The sequence below is a fragment of the Dyella kyungheensis genome (genome assembly GCF_049913195.1).
Taxonomy (GTDB): Bacteria; Pseudomonadota; Gammaproteobacteria; order Xanthomonadales; family Rhodanobacteraceae; genus Dyella; species Dyella kyungheensis.
In genome coordinates this window covers 774,599-800,905 of record NZ_CP183983.1, presented here as the reverse complement: position 1 = coordinate 800,905, position 26,307 = coordinate 774,599, and the positions used below count along the sequence as shown (strand labels likewise).

Annotated in this window: 17 protein-coding genes, 2 tRNA genes and 3 rRNA genes; 3 read left to right on the top strand and 19 right to left on the bottom strand. The window is 62.6% G+C overall.

Translation table 11 applies throughout. The features are described 5' to 3' along the window. The first annotated feature begins 14 nt into the window (after positions 1 to 14). Positions 15 to 1,394, top strand: coding sequence for a leucyl aminopeptidase family protein (locus ACN9MB_RS03345; RefSeq protein ID WP_426270772.1), 1,380 nt, complete (start codon positions 15 to 17; stop codon positions 1,392 to 1,394). 287 nt (positions 1,395 to 1,681) lie between these two features. Continuing rightward, entirely contained in the window at positions 1,682 to 3,418 is a 1,737-nt protein-coding gene (locus ACN9MB_RS03340) for a M1 family metallopeptidase (RefSeq protein ID WP_426270771.1), read from the top strand. A 282-nt stretch (positions 3,419 to 3,700) separates the two neighbouring features. On the opposite strand, the gene ACN9MB_RS03335 is transcribed toward ACN9MB_RS03340, so the two are convergent. The 12 genes from ACN9MB_RS03335 to ACN9MB_RS03280 all read right to left on the bottom strand — a co-directional run bounded on the left by ACN9MB_RS03335 (position 3,701) and on the right by ACN9MB_RS03280 (position 17,177). Beyond that, on the bottom strand, positions 3,701 to 5,953 hold the full coding sequence (locus tag ACN9MB_RS03335; protein WP_204635956.1) for a carboxy terminal-processing peptidase: 2,253 nt from the start codon (positions 5,951 to 5,953) through the stop codon (positions 3,701 to 3,703). Between the two features lie 18 nt (positions 5,954 to 5,971). Then, entirely contained in the window at positions 5,972 to 6,973 is a 1,002-nt protein-coding gene (gene lipA / locus ACN9MB_RS03330) for a lipoyl synthase (RefSeq protein WP_204635955.1), read from the bottom strand. Positions 6,974 to 6,983: 10 nt separating this feature from the next. After that, positions 6,984 to 7,652 (bottom strand): lipoyl(octanoyl) transferase LipB, encoded by a 669-nt coding sequence (gene lipB, locus ACN9MB_RS03325; RefSeq protein ID WP_156171363.1) that lies wholly within the window; start codon positions 7,650 to 7,652, stop codon positions 6,984 to 6,986. A gap of 128 nt (positions 7,653 to 7,780) precedes the next feature. Further along, positions 7,781 to 8,068 carry a YbeD family protein gene (locus tag ACN9MB_RS03320; protein WP_204635954.1) on the bottom strand — a complete coding sequence of 96 codons (288 nt, stop codon included), beginning with the start codon at positions 8,066 to 8,068 and terminating at the stop codon, positions 7,781 to 7,783. A gap of 13 nt (positions 8,069 to 8,081) precedes the next feature. Then, entirely contained in the window at positions 8,082 to 9,314 is a 1,233-nt protein-coding gene (locus ACN9MB_RS03315; protein WP_204635953.1) for a D-alanyl-D-alanine carboxypeptidase family protein, read from the bottom strand. 58 nt (positions 9,315 to 9,372) lie between these two features. Next, the gene (locus ACN9MB_RS03310; protein ID WP_204635952.1) at positions 9,373 to 10,317 is read right to left on the bottom strand and encodes a septal ring lytic transglycosylase RlpA family protein; all 945 of its coding nucleotides are present in this window, start codon (positions 10,315 to 10,317) and stop codon (positions 9,373 to 9,375) included. Beyond that, positions 10,314 to 11,342 carry a lytic murein transglycosylase B gene (gene mltB, locus ACN9MB_RS03305; RefSeq protein ID WP_426270770.1) on the bottom strand — a complete coding sequence of 343 codons (1,029 nt, stop codon included), beginning with the start codon at positions 11,340 to 11,342 and terminating at the stop codon, positions 10,314 to 10,316. The genes ACN9MB_RS03310 and mltB overlap by 4 nt, the downstream gene beginning before the upstream one ends. Before the next feature lie 155 nt (positions 11,343 to 11,497). Beyond that, positions 11,498 to 12,568, bottom strand: a complete 1,071-nt coding sequence (gene rodA / locus ACN9MB_RS03300) for a rod shape-determining protein RodA (protein ID WP_426271879.1) — start codon at positions 12,566 to 12,568, stop codon at positions 11,498 to 11,500. 44 nt (positions 12,569 to 12,612) lie between these two features. Then, entirely contained in the window at positions 12,613 to 14,628 is a 2,016-nt protein-coding gene (mrdA, locus tag ACN9MB_RS03295; protein ID WP_426270769.1) for a penicillin-binding protein 2, read from the bottom strand. Positions 14,629 to 14,632: 4 nt separating this feature from the next. After that, on the bottom strand, positions 14,633 to 15,118 hold the full coding sequence (mreD, locus tag ACN9MB_RS03290) for a rod shape-determining protein MreD (RefSeq protein ID WP_204635948.1): 486 nt from the start codon (positions 15,116 to 15,118) through the stop codon (positions 14,633 to 14,635). Further along, positions 15,115 to 16,104 carry a rod shape-determining protein MreC gene (gene mreC, locus ACN9MB_RS03285; RefSeq protein WP_426270768.1) on the bottom strand — a complete coding sequence of 330 codons (990 nt, stop codon included), beginning with the start codon at positions 16,102 to 16,104 and terminating at the stop codon, positions 15,115 to 15,117. The genes mreD and mreC overlap by 4 nt, the downstream gene beginning before the upstream one ends. A gap of 26 nt (positions 16,105 to 16,130) precedes the next feature. Continuing rightward, positions 16,131 to 17,177 carry a rod shape-determining protein gene (locus tag ACN9MB_RS03280; RefSeq protein ID WP_204635946.1) on the bottom strand — a complete coding sequence of 349 codons (1,047 nt, stop codon included), beginning with the start codon at positions 17,175 to 17,177 and terminating at the stop codon, positions 16,131 to 16,133. Positions 17,178 to 17,458: 281 nt separating this feature from the next. Here ACN9MB_RS03280 and ACN9MB_RS03275 point away from each other — a divergent pair, with 281 nt between their 5' ends. Beyond that, positions 17,459 to 18,394: a carbohydrate kinase family protein gene (locus ACN9MB_RS03275; protein WP_204635945.1), complete on the top strand. Its 936-nt coding sequence runs from the start codon at positions 17,459 to 17,461 to the stop codon at positions 18,392 to 18,394. Positions 18,395 to 18,450: 56 nt separating this feature from the next. Here the strand turns inward: ACN9MB_RS03275 and glpK are convergent, their stop codons facing one another. The 7 genes from glpK to ACN9MB_RS03240 form a co-directional block, all read right to left on the bottom strand. Continuing rightward, positions 18,451 to 19,950 (bottom strand): glycerol kinase GlpK, encoded by a 1,500-nt coding sequence (gene glpK / locus ACN9MB_RS03270; RefSeq protein ID WP_426270767.1) that lies wholly within the window; start codon positions 19,948 to 19,950, stop codon positions 18,451 to 18,453. A gap of 64 nt (positions 19,951 to 20,014) precedes the next feature. Next, positions 20,015 to 20,575 carry a TIGR00645 family protein gene (locus tag ACN9MB_RS03265; RefSeq protein WP_204635943.1) on the bottom strand — a complete coding sequence of 187 codons (561 nt, stop codon included), beginning with the start codon at positions 20,573 to 20,575 and terminating at the stop codon, positions 20,015 to 20,017. Between the two features lie 326 nt (positions 20,576 to 20,901). Beyond that, positions 20,902 to 21,014, bottom strand: a 5S ribosomal RNA gene (rrf, locus tag ACN9MB_RS03260). 184 nt (positions 21,015 to 21,198) lie between these two features. Beyond that, positions 21,199 to 24,079 (bottom strand): 23S ribosomal RNA (locus ACN9MB_RS03255). 235 nt (positions 24,080 to 24,314) lie between these two features. Then, a tRNA-Ala gene (locus ACN9MB_RS03250) sits at positions 24,315 to 24,390 on the bottom strand. A gap of 11 nt (positions 24,391 to 24,401) precedes the next feature. Next, positions 24,402 to 24,478, bottom strand: a tRNA-Ile gene (locus ACN9MB_RS03245). Between the two features lie 192 nt (positions 24,479 to 24,670). After that, positions 24,671 to 26,215, bottom strand: a 16S ribosomal RNA gene (locus ACN9MB_RS03240). The 16S, 23S and 5S rRNA genes sit together here with 2 tRNA genes alongside, the layout of an rRNA operon. Positions 26,216 to 26,307 lie beyond the last annotated feature (92 nt).

The following is a 26,307-nucleotide window of genomic DNA, read 5'->3' as shown; positions in this document are numbered from 1 at the left end:
GCGCAAGGAACTCCATGTCCGTCCTGATCGAACGCAAAACCAGCGACCGCAACAGCATCGCCATCGAAACCACCGACGCCCAACACCTTGCCGCGACCAAGCGCCGCCTGACGGCCGCGCAGCGCCGCTGGGTCGCCGACTCCGCGTTCGAGGCCGCGCCCGGGACCTTCGCGCTGATCGCGGATGAGAGCGGGAAGCTGGTGCGCGTGCTGGTGGGCGTGGATGCGGGCGATGCACTGGGCGCGCTCGGTGCTCTGCCGCGCGCGCTACCGGACGCCACCTATCATCTCGCCGACGAGGGCGTGCTGAAGGACAAACAGCAGGCCGCGCTCGGCTGGGCGCTCGGCGCCTACGAGTTCACCCGCTACCGCAAGGCCCGTCGCGCGCCGGCCAAGCTCGCCATCGCCGCGGCCGATCTCGCCACGCTGCAGCCGCTGGCCGAAGCCACCACGCTGGTGCGCGACCTGGTCAACACGCCCACCGAAGACATGGGCCCCAAGCATCTCGCGGACGCCGTGAAGCAGCTGGGCAAGACGCACAAGGCCAAGGTGCGCGAATGGGTGGGCGACGAATTGCTGACCGCCCACTTCCCCACCATCCACGCCGTGGGCCGCGCCAGCCATCGTTCGCCGCGGCTGATCGAACTGAACTGGGGCAAGAACACCGACCCGAAGATCGCCGTGGTCGGCAAGGGCGTGTGCTTCGACACCGGCGGCCTGGACCTGAAGCCCGCCGACGGCATGCGCTGGATGAAGAAGGACATGGGCGGCGCCGCGCACGCGATCGCGCTGGCCGGCCTGATCATGCAGGCGAAGCTGCCGGTGCGCCTGCAGCTGCTGATTCCCGCGGTGGAGAACGCCGTGTCGGGCGCGGCGATGCGTCCGGGCGAGGTGATCACCACCCGCGCAGGCATCACCGTGGAAGTGGACAACACCGACGCCGAAGGCCGCCTGGTGCTGTGCGATGCGCTCACCTACGCCAGCGAGCAGAAGCCGGAACTGCTGATCGACTTCGCCACGCTCACCGGCGCGGCACGCGTGGCGCTGGGTCCCGATCTGCCGGCGCTGTTCGCCAACAACGATGAGGCCGCCGACCGCGTGATCGCTGCCGGCCGCGCCAGCAACGATCCGCTGTGGCGCCTGCCGCTGTGGCGCCCGTATCGCAAGATGCTCGAATCCTATCTGGCCGATATGGCCAACGCTGGTGCCTCGCGTCACGCAGGCGCGATCACCGCGGCGCTGTACCTGGAGCGCTTCGTGCCGGACACGACGCCATGGCTGCACCTGGACACCTACGCCTGGAACGATGGCGACCGCCCGGGTCGGCCGCGTGGCGGCGAGGCGTTGGGTTTGCGTGCGTTCTTTGCGTTCCTGCAGGAGCGCTATAAGCGCTGAGGCCCGCCTCGATTCGGTACGGAGAAGGCGACGCACTGCGTCGCTTTTTTTGCGCACACGCCCCATCTGTAGGAGCGCACCCTGTGCGCGACCGCGGCACCACCCACCGCACCTGTCAACGGCTATCACGAAGACGCTGAGGCTCCATCCAACAAAGAGGTATCGACCTGGCGCCGCGGTCGCGCACAGGGTGCGCTCCTACAGAGTCACGAAAGGACCGCGTCCCTCGGTGACATCGCCCCCAGCGGCTGGCATCCTCCGACCAGTTCACCCCGAGGCCTCTTTCCATGACGCGTCTGCGCCCGCTCTCTCTCGCCCTCTGTTTCGCGCTCTGCGCCGCGTCCCACGCTGAAGATGCCCAACCACCTACCCAGCCGCCGCTCACCGAGCAGACGCAGCGTTCGGGCGGCGAGATGGCGGCCGAACAACAACGGGTGAGTTTCGATCACGCCGAGCTGCATTTCAGCGTCGACCCGGCGCAACAAAGCCTGGATGCCGAAGCCATCCTCAGCTTCACCGCGCGCGAGGCAACCGACGCGCTGCTGCTCGACTTCGATCCGCATCTCACCATCTCCAAGCTCACCGTCGACGGCAAGACCCTGAAACCCGACCAGTGGAGCAATCCCGACGGCCGCCTGCGTATCGCGCCGCCCAAGCCGCTCGCCAAGGGCGGCAAGGCGGTGGTCGACATCCGCTACGGCGGCAAGCCGCACGTGGCCAAGAAGGCGCCGTGGGACGGCGGCTTCGTCTGGAGCCACACGGACGACGGTCAACCGTGGATTGCCACGGCGGTGGAAGGCGAAGGCTGCGATCTGTTCTGGCCGTGCATCGATCATCCGCAGGGCAAGCCCGCCCTGGTGGATACCTATGTGACCGTGCCCAAATCGCTGGCGGCGCCGGGCAACGGCGTGCTGGTCGAGATCAAGGAGCATGGCGATACGCACACCTATCACTGGCGTGCGAAGCATCCGACCACCTATGCCATCTCCATCAACATCGGCCCGTTCGATGTGTTGAAGGGCGATTACCACAGCCGCTACAGCAACACGATTCCGATGCAGATGTGGTATCTGCGCGGCCATGAAGCGCAGGCCAAGCAGCTGTTCGCCGAATTCCCGCGCATGCTCGATTTCTTCGAGCAGGAAATCGGCCCCTACCCGTTCGGCGACGAGAAAATGGGCGTGGTGGAAACGCCGCACCTGGGGATGGAACACCAGACCATCAACGCCTACGGCAACGGTTATCCGCGCAGCGAGTACGGCTTCGACTGGCTGCTGCAGCACGAGTTCTCACATGAGTGGTTCGGCAACCAGATGACCAATGCCGACTGGGACGACATGTGGCTGCACGAAGGCTTCGGCACCTACATGCAACCGCTGTACGGCCAATATCTCTACGGCGACATGCCGTATTTCTCGATGCTGCAGAACGAACGCAGCATGGTGAAGAACGCCTATCCCGTCGTGGCGGGACGCAGCCAGTACGAGGAGGACGTGTACGACGCCAAGCGCGGCCCCGGCAACGACATCTACTACAAGGGTTCGCTGATGCTGCACAGCCTGCGGCAGCTGATAGGCGACGACGCGTTCTTCGAAAGCATCCGCCGGCTGGTCTACGGCCGCCCCGATCCCAAGCCCGGCAACTTCACCCCGCATTACGCCACCACGCGCGACTACATCGCCATCGTCAACCAGGTGACCGGCCGCGACCTCAACTGGTTCTTCGACGTCTACCTGCGCGAAGCCGCGCTACCGAAGCTGGAAACGCGCCAGGAAGGCAAGACACTGACGCTTCACTGGCAAGTCCCGCACGACAAACCGTTCCCGATGCCGGTCGAAGTGCAGGTAGGCGACAAGCTGCTGACGGTGCCGATGATCGGCGGCAATGCCTCCGTACCCGCACCGGCCGGCACGCTGGTGATCATCGATCCCCGCAGCAAACTGCTACGCGACCTGCCGCATTTCGCGGATTATCAGCAGTGGAAGAAGGAACAGGCCGATAAGAAGGCCAAGGCGCCGAAGTAAACCCCACTGTCACCGCCACTGCTCCACTGTGGGAGCGCACTTGTGCGCGACAAGCCAACGGAGCGGATACATCCCGGCGCTGCAGTCGCGCACAAGTGCGCTCCCACATGTAGGTCCCCAGTCGGTGATTTCTTGTGGGAGCGCACCCTGTGCGCGACAAGCCGACAGAGCGATACACCCCAGCGTGGCTGTCGCGCACAGGGTGCGCTCCTACAGGGTCTTGGGTGAGGCCATAAAAAAAGGGCGGCACCAGGCCGCCCTTTCTCTTCGATCTGAAACCGATCAGTGCGCCGCTGGCTGCGCCTTCTCCGGCGCTCCCGCTGCAGCGGTGGCATTGACGTTCGAGTACTTGCCGCCGTACGGCAACACTTCCGCCGCCAGCTTAGAGTCGCCCTTGATCAGGCCCACCGCGTCGAACAGGATGTGCGCCGTTTCGTCGAGCTGCGGATCCGGTGCCTTCTTGGCGTCCTTCTCCTGCTTCAGCTCGCTCTTGAGGCTGCGCTCGTTGGCGTTGAGGCCATCGTCCACCGCCAGCGTGTCGTCGTCGTCCGAGCCGTTGCCGTCGATCGCCTTGTGGCGGGCGCGGAAATCAGCCTGCAGTGCGTCGAGATCCTTACGCTCGGTTTCGCGCTGGGCGAAGTTGAGCGAGATGGTGGTCTTGTCGCGCATCTTGCGGTACTGCGCCAGCTCGTCGAGCATCAGCTTCCACGCGGGCGACTTCAGTGCACGCGCGTCGTGCTTGCCCTGCAGCTGGCCGAGGTAGGCCTTCAGGTCGGCCACCGGCTTGTAGTCGGCCGGCGCGATCTGCGTCCACGGCAGCGCGTTGTCGTAGGTCGACTCGCCGAAGTCCTTCTCGTCGCCGTTCTTCGGGAACTGGATGTCCGGTGTCACGCCCTTCAACTGGGTCGAACCGCCGTTGATGCGGAAGAATTCCTGGATGGTCATCTTCAGCTCGCCGAACTGCGGCTTCTCGCTGGTGTTGCGGGTGAAGCGGTCCAGGTCCACAAGGTTCTGCACGGTGCCCTTGCCGAAGGTCGGCTGGCCCACGATCAGGCCGCGGCCGTAATCCTGGATCGCCGCTGCGAAGATTTCCGACGCCGAAGCCGAACCACGGTTCACCAGCACGGCCATCGGACCGCTCCAGGACATGCCCGGCTCGTCGTCGCCCTGCACCTGCACTTCGCCGCGCGCATCGCGCACCTGCACCACCGGACCCTGGTCGATGAACAGACCGGTGAGCTCGTTGGCCTCGGCCAGCGAACCGCCGCCGTTGTTGCGCAGATCGATCACCACGCCTTCCACGTTCTCGGCCTTCAACTCGCCGAGCAGCTTGGACACGTCGCGGGTGGCGCTCTTGAAGTCCTTGTCGCCTTCGCGGCGCGCACCGAAGTCGGAATAGAAGCTCGGCAGGTCGATCACGCCGATCTTGCGGGTGACGCCGGCGTCCTTGATCTCGATGACCTTCTTCTTGGCGGCCTGCTCTTCGATGCTCACCTTCTGGCGAACCAGGCTGATCATCTCGTGCTTGCCGTCCACGCCCGCGTCGGCCGGGAGGATTTCCAGGCGAACCGTGGTGTCCTTCTTGCCGCGGATGTGCTTGACCACGTCATCGAGGCGCCAGCCGATCACATCGGTCATCGGGCCGCTGGTGCCTTCGCCGATCGCCACGATGCGGTCGCCCACGTGCACCTTGCCCGACTTGGCAGCCGGACCGGCCGGCACGATCTCGCGGATCGCGGTGTATTCGTCGCGCGCCTGCAGCACCGCGCCGATGCCTTCCAGCGAGAGCTTCATGGAGATGTCGAAGTTCTCCGCCGCGCGGGGACCGAGGTAGTCGGTGTGCGGGTCGGTGGATTCGGCATAGGAATTCATGAACGACTGGAACGCGTCCTCGCCATCGAGCTGCTTCACGCGGTCGATGTAACCGGCGTAGCGCTTGTCCAGCGTCTTGCGGATGTCGTCGTCGGTCTTGCCAGCAAGCTTCAGGCGCAGCCAGTCGTTCATGGTGCGCTCGCGCCACAAGGTGTCGAGCTCGGCCTGGTCCTTGGGCCAGTCGGCCTTCTTGCGATCGTAGTTGTAGCTTTCCTGCGTGTTGAAATCGAAGCCCTGCTTCAACAGGCTGCGCGCATAGGTCATGCGCTCGATCGCACGGGTGATGTACAGGTTGAACACCGAGAACGGGCCGCCGAGGTCGCGGTTCCAGATGGCGTCGTCCATCTGCGTCTTCAGCGGCGCGAACTTGGCCAGGTCGGCCTGGGTGAAGAACACCTTCTCGCCGTCGAGGCTGTCGATGTAGGCCTTGTAGATCTTCTGCGACATCGCATCGTCGAGCGGCTTCGCGTCGTAATGGAAGCGCGTGAGGAAGCGGGCCGAGAGCTCGGCCGCCTGACCCTGCGTGACGGTGGGCTTGAGCGGCAGCGTGGAGAACTTGCGCGGAGCATTGCCGTCGGTGAGATCGGCGGCCGATTGCGCATACGCGCCGGCGCCGCTAACGGTCAGAGCAAACAGCAGAGCAATCGAGGGGCGCAGTTTCATAGAATCTCTTGGGCCTCTTCAGGCGTTCTCAGTGACGCCCGCGGCGTGAGCCTGCAGGTCAGCGTGGTAGGACGAGCGCACCAGCGGGCCGGAGGCGACGTGATGGAAACCCATCGCTTCGCCGGCTTCGCGCAGTTCGTTGAATTCGTCCGGCGTCCAGTAACGGACCACCGGATGGTGATGCGGCGTCGGCTGCAGGTACTGGCCGATGGTGATCATGTCCACATCGTGCGCACGCAGATCGCGCATGGTCTCGAGCACCTGCTCCATCGTTTCGCCCAGGCCCAGCATGATGCCGGACTTGGTCGGCACGTCCGGATGCTGCGCCTTGAAGCGCTTGAGCAGGTCCAGCGACCACTGGTAATCGGCACCCGGGCGCACTTCGCGATAGAGGTGCGGCACGGTTTCCAGATTGTGGTTGAACACGTCCGGCGGGAAATCCTTCAGCACTTCCAGCGCGCGTTCCATGCGGCCCTTGCCGCGGAAATCGGGCGTGAGGATTTCGATCTTGATGTTCGGCGCCGCATGGCGCGTGGCGCGGATGCAGGCGGCGAAATGCTCGGCACCGCCGTCACGCAGGTCGTCGCGGTCCACCGAGGTGATCACCACGTACTTCAGGCGCATGTCGCGGATGGTTTCGGCCAGGCGTGCCGGTTCCAGCGGATCGGGCGCGGCCGGACGGCCATGCGCCACGTCGCAGAACGAGCAGCGACGGGTGCAGACCTCGCCCAGGATCATGAAGGTGGCGGTGCCCTTGCTGAAGCACTCGTGGATGTTCGGGCACGAGGCTTCCTCGCACACCGTCACCAGCGAGTTTTCGCGCAGGCGCGACTTCAGCTGCTGCACCGCGTTGCCCTGCGGCAAGCGCACGCGAATCCAGCTCGGCTTGCGCAGCGTCGGCACGTTGGTGTCGAAACCGGCGCGGTTGAGCCCGATCTTGTCATTGCCGAGCTGCTTTTCGACGGGGGCACCGCCAACGACGCTGATCGGGATGACTTTGGAAGAGGACATATCGCTCATGTAGGCAAGCTCAGACCGCTACGCGAGCGGGTAGTTCAGGGAGTATGGGGGGCGCCGCCTCGGCGACGAATCCAAACTGGCGGCAGAACTCCTCCACCAGGGCGTCCTCGACATCCGACAGGCGCGACGGACCGCCCAAGTCTAACACCTGCGTGACCGCCAAACCCTTGTAGCCACAGGGATTGATGCGGTGATACGGCTCAAGGTCCATGTTCACGTTGAAGGCCAGGCCGTGGAAGCTGCAGCCGCGGCGCACCCGCAGCCCCAGCGCCGCCACCTTGGCGCCCGCCACGTAGACGCCCGGGGCGCCCTCGAGGCGCTCGGCGCCGATGTTCCAGTGGCCCATGGTGTCGATGATGGCCTGCTCGATCTTGTTGACCAGCTCACGCACGCTGACGCCCGCGCGGCGCAGGTCGATCATCGGGTAGCCCACGATCTGGCCGGGGCCGTGATAGGTCACCTGGCCGCCCCGATCCACATGGATCACCGGGATGTCGCCCGGCGCCAGCACGTGTTCGGTCTTGCCGGCCTGGCCGAGGGTGAATACCGGATCGTGTTCGAGCAGCCACAGCTCGTCGGGCGTGTCCGGGCCCCGGTTGTTGGTGAATTGGCTCATCGCCTCCCAGGTCGCCTCGTAGGGCTGGCGACCGAGACGACGAACTTTGAGCGGCAGGGACATGATCAATGACCTGGGGACGGAGGTGATTATCTGCGGTCGTGAGACCACCCTTGCAAGGGCTGGAAGTCACTGGAGGCCTGGCGGGCGCGGAAGCCCGCCAGGCCTCGAGGTCTCAACGCGGGCACGCCTCACAGCGTGTAGCGGATGTCCGGGTCGGCACGCAGCGAGGCGTGCGCCTCGTCGTACTGCTCGCGCGTCTCGGCGCGGAAGCTCACCGTCACCGAGATGAAGTTGCCTTCGCGCGAATGGCGCTGCTTGACCGTCTCATGCAGCACGTGCACGCCGATGCCTTCGAGGATCTGCGGCACGCGGGCCGGCAGATCGGCGCTGGCGTTGCCCATCGCGGTGATCTCGAATTCACCGGGAAACTGGAAGCCTTGGCCTTCTTGGGCCTCGATGGAGTCGATATCGCGCATCAGTGCACCTCACTCACTTCTTTTCGTCGGGCTTCTTGTCGCTATGGAACCACAGCATGATGCTGTCCCACAGGCGCCCGAAGAAACCGGCCTGCGGGGCATCGGCCAGGGCGATCAGCGGCACGTTCTGCACCGGCTGGCCGTCCAGCGTGACGCGTAGCGTACCCACCTGCTGGCCCTTGGTGAACGGCGCGACCAGCGTCGCCGGCACGTCCAGGGTGGCCTGCAGCTTGTCGTAGTCGCCGCGCTTGACGGTGACCAGCACGTTGTCGCTCACGCCCAGCGGCAGCTGGTTGGACTGGCCCTTCCACAGCCTGGGCGTGGCCAGCGGCTTGCCGCTGTCATACAGCTTGTGCGTCTCGTAGAAACGGAAACCGTAGCTGAGCAGCGCCATGGCCGCGTCGGCGCGGGTCTTCTCGTTGGTCGAGCCCATCACGATGGCGATCATGCGCGAGTCGCCCTGCTTGGCCGAGGCGGCCAGGCAGAAACCGGCCGCGGCCGTGTGGCCGGTCTTGATGCCGTCCACGGTCGGGTCGCGCCACAGCAGCAGGTTGCGGTTGTGCTGCTTAATGCCGTTCCACTCGAAATCCTTGATCGCCGAGATCGCATAGTCCTCGGGGAAGTCGTGGATCAGCGCGCGCGAAAGAATCGCGATGTCGCGCGCCGTCGAGTAGTGGTTGGCGATCGGATAACCCGACGCATTCTGGAAGTTCGTGTTGGTCATGCCCAACTGCTTGGCATAACCGTTCATCAGGCCGGAGAACGCCTGCTCCGAGCCGGCCGTGTGTTCGGCCAGCGCAATGGCGGCGTCGTTGCCGGACTGGATGATCAGGCCGTACAGCAGGTCCTTCAGCGGCACCTGGCTGTTGAGCTTGAGGAAGCTGGTGGAACCGTCGGTGCCCGCGCCGCCGCCGCGCCAGGCGTTCTCACTGATGGTGACCGGGTCGTTCATGTGGACCTTGCCGTTGGCGACTTCGGCAGACACCACATAGTCGGTCATGATCTTGGTGATCGAGGCCGGCTCCACGCGCAGGTCCGGCTCCTTCGAGGCGAGCACCTGGCCGGTGGCGTAATCCATCAGCACCCAGCTCTTGCCATCCACATCCGGCGGCGGAGGCACCGGGGCCTCAGGCATCACCGGGCGCGGCACCGGGACGGGCTTGGGCGGGGTCTGCTGGGCAACGGCCGTGCCGACGACCAGGGCGGCCACGGCAAGCGAGGAGAGGGTACGGCGGATCAGGTTCATCGTTCGATTCGGTCCAATGGCTATCGCGACGCCGTGGCGCCGCAAGAATTTCAATACATCAGTCTACCGCGACCTGCGGCCTGGGCAGGCCCATGCCCTCGATCCGCGTGGTCACGTCGTCGGCCTGGTCGACGCTGGCGAGGGGGCCCACGCGCACGCGGCGGATCGTGCGACCGTTGATTTGCGCATCCACCACCTGTACCGGCGCAAAATTGGCGACACGCAATTGCTGCGCCACGCGCTCGGCGTTGACCCCGTCGGAGAATGCGCCCACCTGCAGGAAAATACCGGGCCCCGGGCTGGCAGGTTTGGGCGCGGGCGGTGGCGGCGGCAGGGTCTGGGCGGAAAGCGGCTGCGCCGGATCGATCGCCCGCACTTCCACCAGGCCGGTGCCCTTGGGCCAGACGCCAATGCGCACGGCGGCGGCGTAGGAGAGATCGATCACGCGGTTCTCGTGGAACGGACCGCGATCGTTGATGCGCACGATCACGCTCTTGCCGTTTTCCAGGTTGGTCACACGCGCATAGCTGGGGATCGGCAGCGTCTTGTGCGCGGCGCTGAACTGGTACATGTCGTAGTCCTCGAGACTGGACGTCTTGTACCCGTGGAATTTGTTGCCGTAGAACGAGGCGATGCCGCGCTCCACATAACCGTTCGGCGAGGCCAGCACGTTATAGGTTTGGCCCAGCACGGTGTACGGCGACTTGTTGCCGTAGAGCGCGCGCGGTTCCACCTTCGGCACCGGCTCGGGCAACTTGGCGATGACTTCCGGCGGCGGGCCTGCGGGCACGCTGTCCGTGTCGTCGCGATAACGGCTGCTCTGCGGGCGGCTGGTGTCGTCGTTGACACCGCCGCGCGATGGCGCGGACGACCCGCTGCTGCTACCCGAGGCGTAGGGACCGCGCGACGTGGAGCCATGGCTGCTGGAGGGACGGGTCTTGCCGCCGCTGCAGCCGGCCAGCAGCGCCATCAACAGAAGTGGCAGCGCCAGCCGCCAGCTCATTGCGTCACGTCCATCCCGTCGTTCCCCGGCCCGTTCGCCCCTTGCGCGATGGCCTGCGCCAGCTGGTGCACCGCCAACGCATAGAGCGGACTGCGGTTGTAGGTGGTGATCACGTAGAAATTCTGGAAGGTGAGCCAGTACTCCATGCCATCCGCGCCCTGCAGCGACTGCAGGCTGGTGGGCTGCCCGGGATTGATCGACTGCAAGGGTGCGTAGCCCCACGCTACGAGCTGCTCGAGCGGCCATTGCGGTTTGGAGTCCTTGACGGAAATGGGCTTGGCGGCGCCATCGGCCCGCGCCGGCGCGGCCACCAGGCCACCCGTCTGCCAGCCGTGCTTGGCGAAGTAGTTGGCGACGCTGGCAAAGATGTCGGGCAGCGAATTCTTCAGGTCGATGCGGCCATCGCCATCGGCGTCCACGCCGAAGTCGCGGATGCTCTCGGGCATGAACTGCCCCCAGCCCTGCGCGCCCGCGTACGACCCGGTGAGCGTGTCGACGGGACCGGCCAGATGGTTCTCCGGCAACTCCAGCAGCACCTTCAGCTGTTGGCGGAAATAGGTGGCGCGCGGCGGGTAATACAGGCCCAGCGTCACCAGCGCATCGAGCACCTTGTACTTGCCTGTGATGCGGCCGTAGGAGGTTTCCACGCCGACGATGGCCACGATGTACTCCGGCGCCACGCCGTACTGCTTGCCGATGCTTTCCAGCAGGGCGCGATGTTCGCGATAGAACGCGATGCCGTCGTTGATGCGCTGCGGCGTCATGAAGATCGGCCGGTAATCCTTCCACGGCTTGGCTTCGGCGGGACGGCTGATCGCATCGAGGATGCTCTGCTGCTTCTTCGCGCCATCCAGTAAGGCATTCAGCGATGCACTGCTCTTGCCCGTATCGCGGGCCACTTCGCTGACCAGCTGATCCTGTCCGGGATGGGTTTGCGCGAACGCCGGCATGCTTGCAGCGGCGAGAAGGAGGCCCAGCGTGGCAACAAGGCGACGAGTCGGGAGCGACGCGGGAATCGAGGGCATGAATGACTTCGCTGTCGTAAACGGCTACGAAGGTAGCCTAGCATGCGGGCTGGCGAAAACCGCTGCTTTTTCGCGAGAACCTGTCGCGCACAAGTGCGCTCCCACAATGTCAGTCCCCTTGTGGGAGCGCACTTGTGCGCGACAGCAATGTGCCTCTACTTGTGGATCTTGCGGTTGGCGTAAATCGACATCAGCACCCCAAACCCGGTCAGCAGCGACACCGCCGAGGTGCCGCCGTAGCTGATCAGCGGCATCGGCACGCCCACCACCGGCAACATGCCCGCCACCATGCCGCCATTGACGAACACGTAGACGAAGAAGCTCATGCCGATGGCGCCGGCGAGCAGGCGTGAATAGGTGTCGCGCGCCTCCATCGCAATCCACAGGCAGCGGCCGATGATGAAGGCGTACAGCAGCATCACGCCGATCACGCCAACCAGGCCGAATTCCTCGGAAAACACCGCAAAAATGAAGTCGGTGGTGTGCTCGGGCAGGAAGTCCAGGCGCGACTGCGTACCGTGCTGCCAGCCCTTGCCGAACACGCCGCCGGAACCCACGGCAATCTGCGACTGGATGATGTGCCAGCCGTTGCCGAGCGGATCGGATTCCGGATCGAGCAGCGTGCGCACGCGATTGCGCTGGTATTCGTGCAGGAAGTGCCAGGCCACCGGAACCATCGCGCCCACGGCGGCCAGCAGGCTGCCGATCTTCCACCAGCGCATGCCCGACAGGAACAGCGCGAACGCACCCGCCGCAGATACCAGCAAGGCCGTGCCCAGGTCCGGCTGCTCCGCGATCAGACCGGCCGGAATCGCAATGAGGATGCCGACGACGATGATGTCTTTCCAGCTCGGCGGCAGCTGCCGCGGATGCAGGTACCAGGCCACCATCATCGGCATGGTGAGCTTGAGCAGCTCGGACGGCTGGAACGACACCACGCCCAGATCCAGCCAGCGCTTGGAGCCGCTGCGCACCTCGCCGATGCCCGCCACCACCAGCAGCAACATCACGCTGCCGGCGAACAGCCACGGCGTCCAGGTGCGCAGCATCGACGGCGGGATGCGCGAAATCAGCATCACCAGCACACCGCCCATGACGAAGCGCGCGGCCTGTCCGCCGATCATCGCCATATTGCCGCCACTGGCGCTGTACAGCGTGACCAGGCCCACGCTGGCCAGCAGGATCAGGCCGAAGGCGAGCGGAATATCGATGCGCGGTCGCGTCATCAGGCGGCGGATGAAGCGCACGAGGCGTACCTGCAGCTCGTCGATCACGGGTTGCCTCCGTCGTCGGGCGGCGCCGTGCTGGTGCTGTCGGCGGGCATGGCGGACATGTCGGCTGGCGTGGCCACCGGTGTGTCTTCGGGTAGTTCAGGCGTGCTGGACGGAACGGCCGGGCCATTTTCCGGCGTGTTCTTCGGTGGCACCGGGCCACCGTTGGACGCCAGCCACGCATCCATTACCTGGCGCACGATGGGACCTGCGTCTGCCGCACCCCAGGCGCCTGATTCGAGCATCGCGACCACGGCGATTCGTGGTGCTTCCGTGGGTGTGTAGCCGATGAACCATGCGCGGTGCCGCGTCGCCAGATAGGCCAGGTTCTTGTTGTTGTCGTACTCGTTGCTGCGACGTGAGAAACGTTCCGCCGTGCCGCTCTTGCCAGCGACCCGCAGAGGAAATCCTTTGAAGACCCCTGCCTGCTGCGCCGTTCCGCCCACCCCGTACACCACGGCCTCCATGCCCTCATTCACCACGTTCCAGTCATTGGGCTTGCGGATCACCGACGGTCCAGCCGGTGGATTGGGCAGCGCTACCGGATGCTCCTTCACGGCGGCCGTCGCCATCACCAGTCGTGGCGTGTACGGCGTGCCATGACCTGCAAATGTGGCGGTCGCGTGGGCCAACTGCAGCGCGGTGACGTTCCAGTAACCCTGGCCGATACCAGCGATGACGGTTTCGCCCTGGAACCATGGATATTTGCTGCGTGTAGCCTTCCACTCGCGCGACGGCAGGATGCCCTCGGCCTCGCCAAGGAGATCGATGCCGGTCTTCTTGCCAAAGCCCAGGCTACCCATCCAGCTGGCAAACCGATCGATGCCCATGTCCAACGCGAGCTTGTAGAAATACGTATTGGTCGATAGCTGGATCGCCCGAATCATGTTGACGGTGCCGTTGCCGCCGCGCACGTCATCGCGATAACAACGCTGCTGCCCCGGTATGCAGAACTCACCCGTCGACAACACCGTGTCTTCAGGACGACGAATACCCAACTCCAAACCACCCAAGGCCAGGAACGGCTTCACCGTCGAACCCGGCGGATACGCGCTTTTCAGCGCGCGATTGAGCAGCGGCTTGTCTTCGGCATTCATGTAGCCGGTGTAGTCGGCCTTGCTGATGCCGTTGACGAACAGGTTCGGATCGAAGCTCGGCACGCTGACCATCGCCAGCACCTGGCCGTTGCGCGGATCGATCGCCACGGCCGAGCCCGGCCGTCCCTGGAACGCATCGGTGGCTGCCTTCTGCACGCGCACGTCGATGTTGAGATAGAGATTCTTGCCGGGCGTGGGTGCGTGGGTTTCCAGCACGCGCTGCACGCGGTTGTCGGCGTTCACTTCGACAAGCTCGTAACCGGGGTCGCCGTGCAACACGTCCTCATAGGAACGCTCCAGGCCACTGCGCCCGACATGGCTGGTGCCCTTGTAGCGATCGGCATCGAGCCGGGTCAGGTCGTCGGCGTCGATGCGGCTGACGTAGCCCACCACATGCGCGAACAACGGCCCGTAGGGGTAGCGACGAGTCAGGTACGGCACCACGTCCAGCCCCGGGAAACGCCAGCGATTGATGGCGAAGCGGGCAATCTCGTCTTCGGTCAGGTGCAATTTCAGTGGCACGCTGTCGAAGCGCCGGTTCTGCTTGAGCTGCTTCTTGAACGCGTCGATGTCGCTGTCGTCCAGCGGCACGACTTCGCGGATGGCGGCCAGCATGGCCGGCAAATCCTTCACCTGCTCGGGCACCACTTCCAGGCGGAACGCCGGCACGTTATCGGCCAGCAGCACGCCCGAGCGATCGAAGATCAGACCGCGTGCCGGCGGAATCGCACGCGGCTTCACGCGATTGTTTTCCGAGCGCAGCGCGAATTCGTCGTGACGCTGCACCTGCAGGTAGTGATAGCGCACAACCAGCACGCCCAGACCCAGCAGGATCAGCGCGAAACCCACCATCGCTCGCACGCGAAAGAGCGTGGCTTCGCCGCGCGTGTCCTTGATCGATCGTCGCCGCAGGGCCATGGCGCTACTGGATGCGCAAACGCATGCGCAGGTCGTCCATCAGCAGGAACAGGAACGGCCATAGCGCAGCGCCGACGAACGGCGAGATCCACCACGTGGCGGGCGGCAACGCGTCACCCGCGAAGGTGCGCACGATCAGCAGCAGCACGCGGTCGTTGAGCAGCAAGGCGAGCACGGCCAGGGTCTGCTGCCACATCGGGAAGAAGCGCAGGCGCGAGCGGAAACGCAGCACGATGAACACCAATGCGCACAACCGCATCGCCTGCTCGCCCAGCAACACGCCGTCGAGCAAGTCGGCGCTCAGGCCAATCACGAAGGCCAGGCCAAGCGTCACGCGCTCGCCCGACTCCAATGCCCAGTACAGCAGGAACAGCGCCGGCCAATACGGCTTGAACGGTTGCAGCGGCGCCGGCAGCGGAATCAGCATGGACAGCACCGCAAAGACCAGCGTGCCGACGAACCAGATCAGGCTGATGCGAGGTTTGCTCATGGCTGCACCGGATTCGTGGTGGCCGGCGGCGTTTGCGCAGGTGTCGCGTTGGCACGCGGCGGCGCTGGTGCACTGGCGCTCGGCGCAGGCGCGAGGTCGGCCGGCGGCCCCACCGGTGCGGCTGGCGCAGGTGGCCCAGCCGGTTCGGCCAGATCGTGCAGCAGCAGCACGTTGTCGCTGCGATCCAGATCCGCCGAAGGACGCGCGCGCCCTTCCAGGAACATGCCCGAAGCAGCCGGTTCCACGCTGCGGATTTCGCCCACCGGGAAGCCCGGCGGGAAACGACCGCCCAGACCGGAGGAGAGCAGCTTGTCGCCCGGATGCACGTCGGCTGCCATGGAGATGTTCGGCAGGCTCAGCAGGTCGCCATCGCGCGTGCCGTAGGCCACGGTGCGCAGGCCGGTGCGCTCGACCACCACCGGAATGGCATGGTCGGGATCGGTCACCAGCATCACCAGCGAGGTGCGCGGCATCACTTCCACCACCTGGCCCATCACGCCGTGCGCGTCGATCACTACCTGGCCAGGCTTCACGCCATCGTGCGAGCCCACGTTGACCAGCATGCGGTGACGGTACGAGCCCAGGTCCACGTCGATCACGCGGGCCAGCTGCACGTTGAGGTCAAGGCTGTGCTGCGTATCCAGCAATTGCTTGAGACGCTCGTTCTGCTCGGCCACGGCCGCCATGCGGTTGAGCTTGGCGTTGGCGAGCAACAGGTCTTCGCGCAGGCGCTGGTTCTGCTCGGTCAGCAGCTTGCGGTCGGAGAACGCTACGCTGAGCGTATGCATGCCGGACGCCGGCAGGCTGGCCAGCCGATACACCGGCTCCACCAGCACCGAGGTGGCATAACGCAGCCGCCAGATCCAGCCGTTGCGATGGTCGAGCACCATCAGCACCATGGCCAGCGCAAGATAAAGAATGAGCCTGAGGGTACCGGCGACGGTACCGGCAAACAGGGGCGAGGATTCCTCGCGCGCAAGCGCCATGGCTTAACCCGCCCCTGTCGTATGGGTTACTCGGGAGCGAAGAAGTCGCTGCCGTGCTGATCGATCAGCTCCAGCGCCTTGCCGCCGCCACGGGCCACGCAGGTCAGCGGCTCATCGGCCACCTGGACGTGCAAGCCGGTTTCCTCGGAGATCAGGCGATCCAAGTCGCGCAGCAGCGCGCCGCCACCGGTGAGCACGATGCCGCGCTCGGCGACGTCGGAGCACAGTTCCGGCGGGGTCTGCTCGAGTGCCGACTTCACCGCCGCCACGATGCCCGACAGCGGCTCGTGCAGCGCTTCCAGCACTTCGTTGGAGTTGATGGTGAACATGCGCGGCACGCCTTCCGCCAGATTACGGCCGGAAATCTCGATTTCCTTCACGTTGGTCTGCGGGAAGGCGCAACCGATCTCAAGCTTGATGCGCTCGGCGGTGGATTCGCCGATCAGCGTGCCATGGTTGCGGCGCACGTAGTTGATGATCGCTTCGTCGAAGCGGTCGCCGCCCACGCGCACGGACTGCGAGTAGACGATGCCGTTGAGCGAGATCACCGCCACTTCGGAGGTGCCGCCGCCGATATCCAGCACCATCGAGCCGCGCGCCTCGTGCACCGGGATGCCGGCGCCGATCGCGGCCGCCATCGGTTCCTCGATCAGGAACACGTCACGGGCACCGGCGCCTTCGGCCGATTCCTTGATCGCGCGGCGTTCCACCTGGGTGGAGCCGCAGGGCACGCAAACCAGCACGCGCGGGCTCGGGCGGAGCATGCGCGACTTGTGCACCTGCTTGATGAAGTGCTGCAGCATGGCCTCGGTCATCGAGAAGTTGGCGATCACGCCATCCTTCATCGGACGCACCGTGGCGATGTTGCCGGGCGTACGGCCCAGCATGCGCTTGGCCTCGGTACCCACGGCGGCCACGGCACGGGGACCACCCGGGCCACGATCCTGACGAATCGCCACCACCGACGGTTCGTTCAGCACAATGCCCTGTCCCCTCACGTAAATAAGGGTATTGGCCGTGCCAAGGTCGATCGAAATGTCGTTGGAGAAAAAGCCGCGAAACTTCTTGAACATGGGTCCGCCGTGTGTCGGCTGTGGCTAAAAAGTAAGCGCGCCAGTCTAGTCAGCAACCCACAGGACCGCAAGGACATTCTCGTTAAGAAAGCCTTTGTTTACGCTGTGATATGAGACTTTTATGCGTCCTTTGTGTGGCTTTTGAGAGTTCCCTCAAATGCCCTGCCGCTCGCAAGAAAGTCGCGGGCCGCACAACTTCCCGGTATGATCGGGAACTTTGAGCCAGGCTGGCGTTACGCTGCCCGGACTGCCTATTCATCTGCCAGGAATATCCTCGCATCATGTCAGCCGTCATTTGCGGATCGCTTGCTTACGACACCATCATGGTGTTCCAGGACCAGTTCAAGAACCACATCCTGCCCGACCAGGTTCATATCCTGAACGTGTCGTTCCTGGTGCCCCGCATGCGTCGCGAATTCGGCGGCTGCGCCGGCAATATTGCCTATAACCTCAAGCTGTTGGGCGCCGATCCGCTGCCGGTGGCGACGGTCGGCCAGGACTTCGGCCCGTACCAGGTGCACATGGAAAAGTGCGGCATCCGCATGGACTACGTGCGCGTATTCGACGACCAGTTCACCCCGCAGTGCTTCATCACCACCGATCTGGACAACAACCAGATCACCGCCTTTCACCCGGGCGCCATGCTGAGCGCGCACAAGAACCACGTGCGCGACATCCCGGAGATCAGCTTCGCCATCGTGGCGCCGGACAGCCGCGACGCCATGCTGCAGCACGTGGACGAGTTCGCCGCACGCGGCGTGCCCTTCATCTTCGATCCGGGCCAGGCCATGCCGTTGTTCGACGGCGCCGAGTTCCGCTCGATGATCGAAAAGGCGACCTACGTGATCGTCAACGATTACGAGTCGCAGCTGCTGCAGCAGCGCACCGGCTGGAGCGCGCAGGAGATCGCTTCGCGCGTGAAGGCGTACATCGTCACGCTGGGCCCGCGCGGCTCGCACATCCATACCGAAGGCACCACCCATGAGATCCCGCCGGCACGCGAGCGCCAGGTGGTCGATCCCACGGGCTGTGGCGACGCTTATCGCGCCGGCCTGATCTTCGGCATCATGAAGGGCAAGGACTGGCCGACCGTGGGCCGCATGGCCTCACTGATGGGCGCGCTGAAGGTGGAGCACCCGGGCACGCAGAACCAGCACTTCGACTACGCGCAGTTCTCCAAGGCGTTCGAAGACCAGTTCGGTTACGCCATCGACTGAGCTTTGCCGCACCTTGCGTGAACGACGAGGCCTCCATCGCGGAGGCCTCGTTCGTTTCAGCCCACGCGAAAACCCATGGTGGCGCTCACGGCGTCCTGCCAGCCGCGATAGAGCTGATCTCGCTCGGTTTCGCGCATCTGCGGTTCAAAGCGACGATCCACCTGCCACAGGCTGGCGATCTCTTCGCAGCTCTGCCAGAAGCCGACGGCCAAGCCCGCCAGATAGGCCGCGCCCAACGCCGTGGTTTCCTGCACGCGTGGACGCAATACCGGCACGCCGAGCATGTCGCTCTGGAACTGCGCCATGAAATCGTTCGCGATGGCGCCGCCGTCGGCACGCAGCTCCTTGAGTGCCATGCCGGCGTCCGCCTCCATTGCGGTGAGCACGTCGCGCGACTGGTACGCCATCGACTCCAGCGCAGCCCGCACGAAGTGTTCCTTGCTGGTGCCCCGGCTCAGCCCGAACACCGCGCCACGCACGTCGCTGCGCCAATACGGCGCGCCCAGGCCCACGAAGGCCGGCACCATGTACACGCCATCGCTCGACGCCACACGCTCCGCATAGGCCTGCGAATCGGAGGCCTTGCCCAGCATGCGCAAGCCATCGCGCAGCCACTGGATCACCGAGCCGGCCACGAAGATGCTGCCCTCCAGCGCATAGTCCACGCGATCGCCGAGCTGCCAGGCAATGGTCGTCAGCAGGCCATGCGTCGACGATACGGCCTGCTCGCCCGTGTTCATCAGCATGAAGCAGCCGGTGCCATAGGTATTCTTGGCCATGCCCGCAGTGAAACAGGCCTGCCCGAACAAGGCGGCCTGCTGGTCGCCGGCCACACCCGCGATGGGCACGCGCGCACCGAAGAACTGCGCCGGGGCCGTATGCGCGTAAATCTCACTGCTTGACCGCACCTCCGGCAGCATCGCGCGTGGGATGTTGAGCATGGCGAGCAGATCATCGTCCCAGCAGCGACGATGGATGTCATAGAGCAAGGTACGCGCCGCGTTGCTGACGTCGGTGACGTGGGTAGCGCCTCCGCTGAGATTCCAGATCAGCCAGCTGTCGATGGTGCCGAACAGCAGCTCGCCGCTTTCGGCTCGCTGCTGCGCGCCGTCGACGTGATCGAGAATCCAGCGGAGCTTGGTCGCCGAGAAATAGGCGTCGATCAGCAAGCCTGTGCGCTCGCGCACCAACGGTTCGCAGCCATCCCGTTTGAGTTGCTCGCAGATGTCCAGGCTCTGGCGCGACTGCCAGACGATGGCGTTATGGATGGGCTGGCCGGTGGCGCGATCCCACACCACGGTGGTCTCGCGCTGGTTGGTGATGCCAATCGCCGCGACTTCACCGAGCTCGACCTGGGTGTTGGCCAGCAGCTCCGTCACCGTAACCAGGATGCTGGTGAGGATCTCGCGCGGGTTGTGTTCCACCCAACCCGGCTGCGGAAAGACCTGGGCAAATTCGCGCTGCGCGACGCCGACCACCGAGCCGGAATGATCGAACAAGATGGCCCGCGAACTCGTCGTTCCCTGGTCGAGGGCAAGGATGTAACGCTGTTCCACGCCTGCCGGCCCCTGCTGCGCTTGGCTGATGCGCCAAGCGTAGCAGTTCGATCCTCGGGGATCGTCAGTGCGCGCCGGCCTTCTCGCCCGGCTGCATGATGCGATCGATGAAGGCGAGGGCCAGCGCTGACACCACGAACGCCAGGTGCAGCAGCACCTGCCACTTGATCGTCTCGGCGTTGAGCGTATCGGCCTTGATGAAGGTCGCGAGCAGGTGGATCGAGGAGATGCCGATGATGGCCATCGCCAACTTCACCTTCAGCACCGTCGCATTCACATGCGAGAGCCACTCGGGCTGATCCGGATGGCCTTCCAGCTTCAAACGCGAGACGAACGTTTCGTAACCGCCGACGATCACCATCACCAGCAGGTTGGAAATCATCACTACGTCGATCAGGCCCAGCACGGTCAGCATGATGGTCGTCTCGGCGCTTTCCGCACCGGCACCTTCGACCACATGGCCAAGCAGCGTTGTGTCAACGAGATGCCACAGCTCGCGCACGAACTGCACGACATAGATTGCCTGGGCGGCGATCAGGCCCAGGTATAGGGGCAGCTGCAGCCAGCGAGAGGAAAAGATCAGATAGGAAAGCGGACCAAGGCGGCTCTTCTGAGGAGTCGTCATACGCGTCACATGGTGGGTAGGGGATGTCCGATCATCGCAAATTTGTGCGACAGACAGCATCCCACTTCGCGTACTCATTCAGGCGCAGGCAAGAAGGCCGCGCCATCGCGGGGCGGTCATCGATGCAATCGTCTCCGAGGGACGTTTGGACGTCTATTCGCGTGCCTGCTGATCGGCCTCGGCGGGCCGATACCGAGTGAATCACCTGCCCGGGCACGGTCGCGCCGGGTAAAAACAGCTGTTTTTACGGGGTTTTCAGCGGGATATTTCCAAACCGCACAAAGACAAACGCCTTCCCGGATGGGAAGGCGTTTGAGGGATAAAGCCCCTGGCGGTGACCTACTCTTGCATGAGAATTCACACTACCATCGGCGCAGCTGCGTTTCACTTCCGAGTTCGGGATGGGATCGGGTGGGGCCACAGCGCTATAGCCGCCAGGGAAGGGGTGGGAACAGCGCAGGGTATGCGCCAGTTCCGCAAAGGGGTAAACGAGTGACAAGCGTCGAGGTGAAATTTTGTTTCGAGATGCATTCGTCGAAGCGTGCTTTTCCTGAGGAGTGCGGCCATGGATGGCCGCTTTCTCGCGCAGGGATAGCGCGTTAAACAAAGCGTCTTGGGGTTATATGGTCAAGCCTCACGGCTCATTAGTACGCGTAAGCTCAATGCATTGCTGCACTTCCACACCGCGCCTATCAACCACCTAGTCTTGATGGTGCCTTAAGGAGACTCGAAGTCTCGGGAGATCTCATCTTGAGGCGCGCTTCCCGCTTAGATGCTTTCAGCGGTTATCGCTTCCGTTCGTAGCTACCGGGCAATGCCATGGGCATGACAACCCGAACACCAGCGGAACGTCCACTCCGGTCCTCTCGTACTAGGAGCAGCCCCTCTCAAATCTCCAACGCCCACGACAGATAGGGACCGAACTGTCTCACGACGTTCTGAACCCAGCTCGCGTACCACTTTAAATGGCGAACAGCCATACCCTTGGGACCGGCTACAGCCCCAGGATGTGATGAGCCGACATCGAGGTGCCAAACACCGCCGTCGATATGAACTCTTGGGCGGTATCAGCCTGTTATCCCCGGAGTACCTTTTATCCGTTGAGCGATGGCCCTTCCATACAGAACCACCGGATCACTAAGACCTACTTTCGTACCTGCTTGATCCGTCGATCTCGCAGTCAAGCACGCTTATGCCTTTGCACACAGTGCGCGATGTCCGACCGCGCTGAGCGTACCTTCGTGCTCCTCCGTTACTCTTTGGGAGGAGACCGCCCCAGTCAAACTACCCACCATACACGGTCCCTGATCCGGATTACGGACCTAGGTTAGAACGTCAAGCACTTCAGGGTGGTATTTCAAGGATGGCTCCACCGAAACTAGCGTCTCGGTTTCATAGCCTCCCACCTATCCTACACAGAAGAACTCAACGTTCAGTGTAAAGCTATAGTAAAGGTTCACGGGGTCTTTCCGTCTTGCCGCGGGAACGCTGCATCTTCACAGCGATTTCAATTTCACTGAGTCTCGGGTGGAGACAGCGCCGCTGTCGTTACGCCATTCGTGCAGGTCGGAACTTACCCGACAAGGAATTTCGCTACCTTAGGACCGTTATAGTTACGGCCGCCGTTTACTGGGGCTTCGATCAAGAGCTTCGCCTTGCGGCTGACCCCATCAATTAACCTTCCAGCACCGGGCAGGCGTCACACCCTATACGTCCACTTTCGTGTTTGCAGAGTGCTGTGTTTTTGATAAACAGTCGCAGCGGCCAGGTTACTGCGACCCTCTAACGCTCAGTCACGCATGTGACCACGTCGGAGGGCGCACCTTCTCCCGAAGTTACGGTGCCATTTTGCCTAGTTCCTTCACCCGAGTTCTCTCAAGCGCCTTGGGATTCTCACCCTGCCTACCAGTGTCGGTTTACGGTACGGTTTCTCTGTAGCTGAAGCTTAGTGGCTTTTCCTGGAAGCGTAGTATCAGTCACTTCGTCCAATAGGACTCGTCTCGGTGCTCGGCATAAAGAAGCGCGGATTTGCCTACGCTTCATGCCTACCGCCTTTCCCCGGGACAACCAACGCCCGGTAGACCTAACTTTCTCCGTCCCCACATCGCACTACAGACAAGTGCAGGAATATTAACCTGCTTCCCATCGACTACGCATTTCTGCCTCGCCTTAGGGGCCGACTCACCCTGCGCCGATGAACGTTGCGCGAGGAAACCTTGGGCTTTCGGCGTGGGGGCTTTTCACCCCCATTATCGTTACTCATGTCAGCATTCGCACTTCCGATACCTCCAGCAGACTTCTCAATCCACCTTCACAGGCTTACGGAACGCTCCTCTACCGCGCATTACAAAGTAATGCACCCCGAGCTTCGGTGTATCGCTTAGCCCCGTTAAATCTTCCGCGCAGACCGACTCGACCAGTGAGCTATTACGCTTTCTTTAAAGGGTGGCTGCTTCTAAGCCAACCTCCTGGCTGTCTATGCCTTTCCACATCGTTTTCCACTTAGCGATAACTTGGGGACCTTAGCTGCGGGTCTGGGTTGTTTCCCTTTTCACGACGGACGTTAGCACCCGCCGTGTGTCTCCCGTACATTCTGTCCTAGTATTCGGAGTTTGCCATGGTTTACTAAGCCGCGATGGCCCGCTAGCCATAACAGTGCTCTACCCCCAGGAAGATTCATACGAGGCGCTACCTAAATAGCTTTCGAGGAGAACCAGCTATCTCCGAGTTTGTTTAGCCTTTCACTCCTATCCTCAGCTCATCCCCATCTATTGCAACAGATGTGGGTTCGGTCCTCCAGTGCGTGTTACCGCACCTTCAACCTGGCCAAGGATAGATCACTCGGTTTCGGGTCTACTGCCAGAGACTATGCGCCCTATTCAGACTCGGTTTCCCTTCGCCTCCCCTATACGGTTAAGCTTGCCACTGACAGTAAGTCGCTGACCCATTATACAAAAGGTACGCAGTCACCCTTGCGGGCTTCCACTGCTTGTACGTATACGGTTTCAGGGTCTATTTCACTCCCCTCTCCGGGGTTCTTTTCGCCTTTCCCTCACGGTACTAGTTCGCTATCGGTCAGTCAGGAGTATTTAGCCTTGGAGGATGGTCCCCCCATATTCAGACAGGGTTTCTCGTGCCCCGCCTTACTCAATTTCATCTCTAATGCCCTTTCGCCTACGGGGCTATCACCCGCTATGGCCGGCCTTTCCAAACCGTTCGGCTAAAACACTAGAAACTTTTGGGCTAGTCCGCGTTCGCTCGTCGCTACTGACGGAATCTCGGTTGATTTCTTTTCCTCCGGGTACTTAGATATTTCAGTTCCCCGGGTTCGCTCTGCATGACTATGTATTCATCATGCAGTACTCCTTGCGGAGTGGGTTTCCCCATTCGGACATTGCCGGATCAAAGCTTGTTGCCAGCTCCCCGACACTTTTCGCAGGCTGCCACGTCCTTCATCGCCTCTGACTGCCAAGGCATCCACCGTATACGCTTAGTCGCTTGACCATATAACCCCAAGTCGCCTCAGGGTCCGATTATCATCACTTACGAGGTGATAATGATCGAATGTCCAAACAACGCGTTCGCTTAATTGCCTCAACGACACATCTCGATTCGGTTTCGAACCAAGACGCTTGTCACTCGTTTACGTTTTCAATGAACACAAGAACGGCCTCAATGCCGCCTCGTTTTCTAAAATCTTATGTGTGCGCTGCTCTCATTTCACGTCGTGTCACCAAAATGGTGGAGCCAGTCAGGATCGAACTGACGACCCCCTGCTTGCAAAGCAGGTGCTCTCCCAGCTGAGCTATGGCCCCAAGTGATTTGGTGGTGGGTCTGGGAGGACTCGAACCACCGGCCTCACCCTTATCAGGGGTGCGCTCTAACCACCTGAGCTACAGACCCGGGAACCTTTGCACTCAACAAAAAAACCTCGCTCACGACATTGCCGTCGAAGCGGGGTTTCGTTGAAGAGTCCGACCAGGGATGGTCGGTTTTGCTTGTCGCGGCATGGAGCCGCGTGAAGCAAACTTCGCGTGAAATAAAAGGCAGGTGTCTTGTGTGGACGTCTTGCGGGGAAGAAGGATGTCGTTCTCGAAAGGAGGTGATCCAGCCGCACCTTCCGATACGGCTACCTTGTTACGACTTCACCCCAGTCATGAACCACTCCGTGGTCGTCGTCCCCCTTGCGGTTAGACTAACGGCTTCTGGAGCAACTCACTCCCATGGTGTGACGGGCGGTGTGTACAAGGCCCGGGAACGTATTCACCGCAGCATAGCTGATCTGCGATTACTAGCGATTCCGACTTCATGGAGTCGAGTTGCAGACTCCAATCCGGACTGGGATCGGCTTTCTGGGATTGGCTCCACCTCGCGGTATTGCAACCCTCTGTACCGACCATTGTAGTACGTGTGTAGCCCTGGCCGTAAGGGCCATGATGACTTGACGTCATCCCCACCTTCCTCCGGTTTGTCACCGGCAGTCTCCTTAGAGTTCCCACCATTACGTGCTGGCAACTAAGGACAAGGGTTGCGCTCGTTGCGGGACTTAACCCAACATCTCACGACACGAGCTGACGACAGCCATGCAGCACCTGTGTTCTGATTCCCGAAGGCACTCCCGCATCTCTGCAGGATTCCAGACATGTCAAGGCCAGGTAAGGTTCTTCGCGTTGCATCGAATTAAACCACATACTCCACCGCTTGTGCGGGCCCCCGTCAATTCCTTTGAGTTTCAGTCTTGCGACCGTACTCCCCAGGCGGCGAACTTAACGCGTTAGCTTCGACACTGATCTCCGAGTTGAGACCAACATCCAGTTCGCATCGTTTAGGGCGTGGACTACCAGGGTATCTAATCCTGTTTGCTCCCCACGCTTTCGTGCCTCAGCGTCAGTGTTGATCCAGATGGCCGCCTTCGCCACTGATGTTCCTCCCGATCTCTACGCATTTCACCGCTACACCGGGAATTCCACCATCCTCTATCACACTCTAGCGAGCCAGTATCCATCGCCATTCCCAGGTTGAGCCCGGGGATTTCACGACAGACTTAACTCACCGCCTACGCACGCTTTACGCCCAGTAATTCCGATTAACGCTTGCACCCTTCGTATTACCGCGGCTGCTGGCACGAAGTTAGCCGGTGCTTATTCCTCAGGTACCGTCAGCCCCACCGGTTATTAGCCAGTAGTATTTCGCTCCTGATAAAAGTGCTTTACAACCCGAAGGCCTTCTTCACACACGCGGCATTGCTGGATCAGGCTTGCGCCCATTGTCCAATATTCCCCACTGCTGCCTCCCGTAGGAGTCTGGACCGTGTCTCAGTTCCAGTGTGGCTGATCATCCTCTCAGACCAGCTAGCGATCGTCGCCTTGGTAGGCCATTACCCTACCAACTAGCTAATCGCACATCGGTTCGTCCAACCGCGCGAGGCCTTTCGGTCCCCCGCTTTCTCCCTTAGGACGTATGCGGTATTAGCGTAAGTTTCCCTACGTTATCCCCCACGTTTGGGTAGATCCCGATGCATTACTCACCCGTCCGCCACTCGCCACCCATAGAGCAAGCTCTACTGTGCTGCCGTTCGACTTGCATGTGTTAGGCATGCCGCCAGCGTTCAATCTGAGCCAGGATCAAACTCTTCACTTAAGTTTTCGACCTCATCCCTGCCGAAGCAGGAAAGCGATCTATCTTTCTGAAGCGTTGTTCCTAACCATAAACGTCAAGCTTTTGAATTGACT

What these genes read in the sequence shown, in the direction of transcription:
- ACN9MB_RS03345 (WP_426270772.1), top strand. Translation starts at nt 15, where the DNA reads ATGTCCGTCCTGATCGAACGCAAAACCAGCGACCGCAACAGCATCGCC.
- ACN9MB_RS03340 (WP_426270771.1), top strand. Translation starts at nt 1,682, where the DNA reads ATGACGCGTCTGCGCCCGCTCTCTCTCGCCCTCTGTTTCGCGCTCTGC.
- ACN9MB_RS03335 (WP_204635956.1), bottom strand. Translation starts at nt 5,953, where the DNA reads ATGAAACTGCGCCCCTCGATTGCTCTGCTGTTTGCTCTGACCGTTAGC.
- lipA (WP_204635955.1), bottom strand. Translation starts at nt 6,973, where the DNA reads ATGAGCGATATGTCCTCTTCCAAAGTCATCCCGATCAGCGTCGTTGGC.
- lipB (WP_156171363.1), bottom strand. Translation starts at nt 7,652, where the DNA reads ATGTCCCTGCCGCTCAAAGTTCGTCGTCTCGGTCGCCAGCCCTACGAG.
- ACN9MB_RS03320 (WP_204635954.1), bottom strand. Translation starts at nt 8,068, where the DNA reads ATGCGCGATATCGACTCCATCGAGGCCCAAGAAGGCCAAGGCTTCCAG.
- ACN9MB_RS03315 (WP_204635953.1), bottom strand. Translation starts at nt 9,314, where the DNA reads ATGAACCTGATCCGCCGTACCCTCTCCTCGCTTGCCGTGGCCGCCCTG.
- ACN9MB_RS03310 (WP_204635952.1), bottom strand. Translation starts at nt 10,317, where the DNA reads ATGAGCTGGCGGCTGGCGCTGCCACTTCTGTTGATGGCGCTGCTGGCC.
- mltB (WP_426270770.1), bottom strand. Translation starts at nt 11,342, where the DNA reads ATGCCCTCGATTCCCGCGTCGCTCCCGACTCGTCGCCTTGTTGCCACG.
- rodA (WP_426271879.1), bottom strand. Translation starts at nt 12,568, where the DNA reads ATGACGCGACCGCGCATCGATATTCCGCTCGCCTTCGGCCTGATCCTG.
- mrdA (WP_426270769.1), bottom strand. Translation starts at nt 14,628, where the DNA reads ATGGCCCTGCGGCGACGATCGATCAAGGACACGCGCGGCGAAGCCACG.
- mreD (WP_204635948.1), bottom strand. Translation starts at nt 15,118, where the DNA reads ATGAGCAAACCTCGCATCAGCCTGATCTGGTTCGTCGGCACGCTGGTC.
- mreC (WP_426270768.1), bottom strand. Translation starts at nt 16,104, where the DNA reads ATGGCGCTTGCGCGCGAGGAATCCTCGCCCCTGTTTGCCGGTACCGTC.
- ACN9MB_RS03280 (WP_204635946.1), bottom strand. Translation starts at nt 17,177, where the DNA reads ATGTTCAAGAAGTTTCGCGGCTTTTTCTCCAACGACATTTCGATCGAC.
- ACN9MB_RS03275 (WP_204635945.1), top strand. Translation starts at nt 17,459, where the DNA reads ATGTCAGCCGTCATTTGCGGATCGCTTGCTTACGACACCATCATGGTG.
- ACN9MB_RS03265 (WP_204635943.1), bottom strand. Translation starts at nt 20,575, where the DNA reads ATGACGACTCCTCAGAAGAGCCGCCTTGGTCCGCTTTCCTATCTGATC.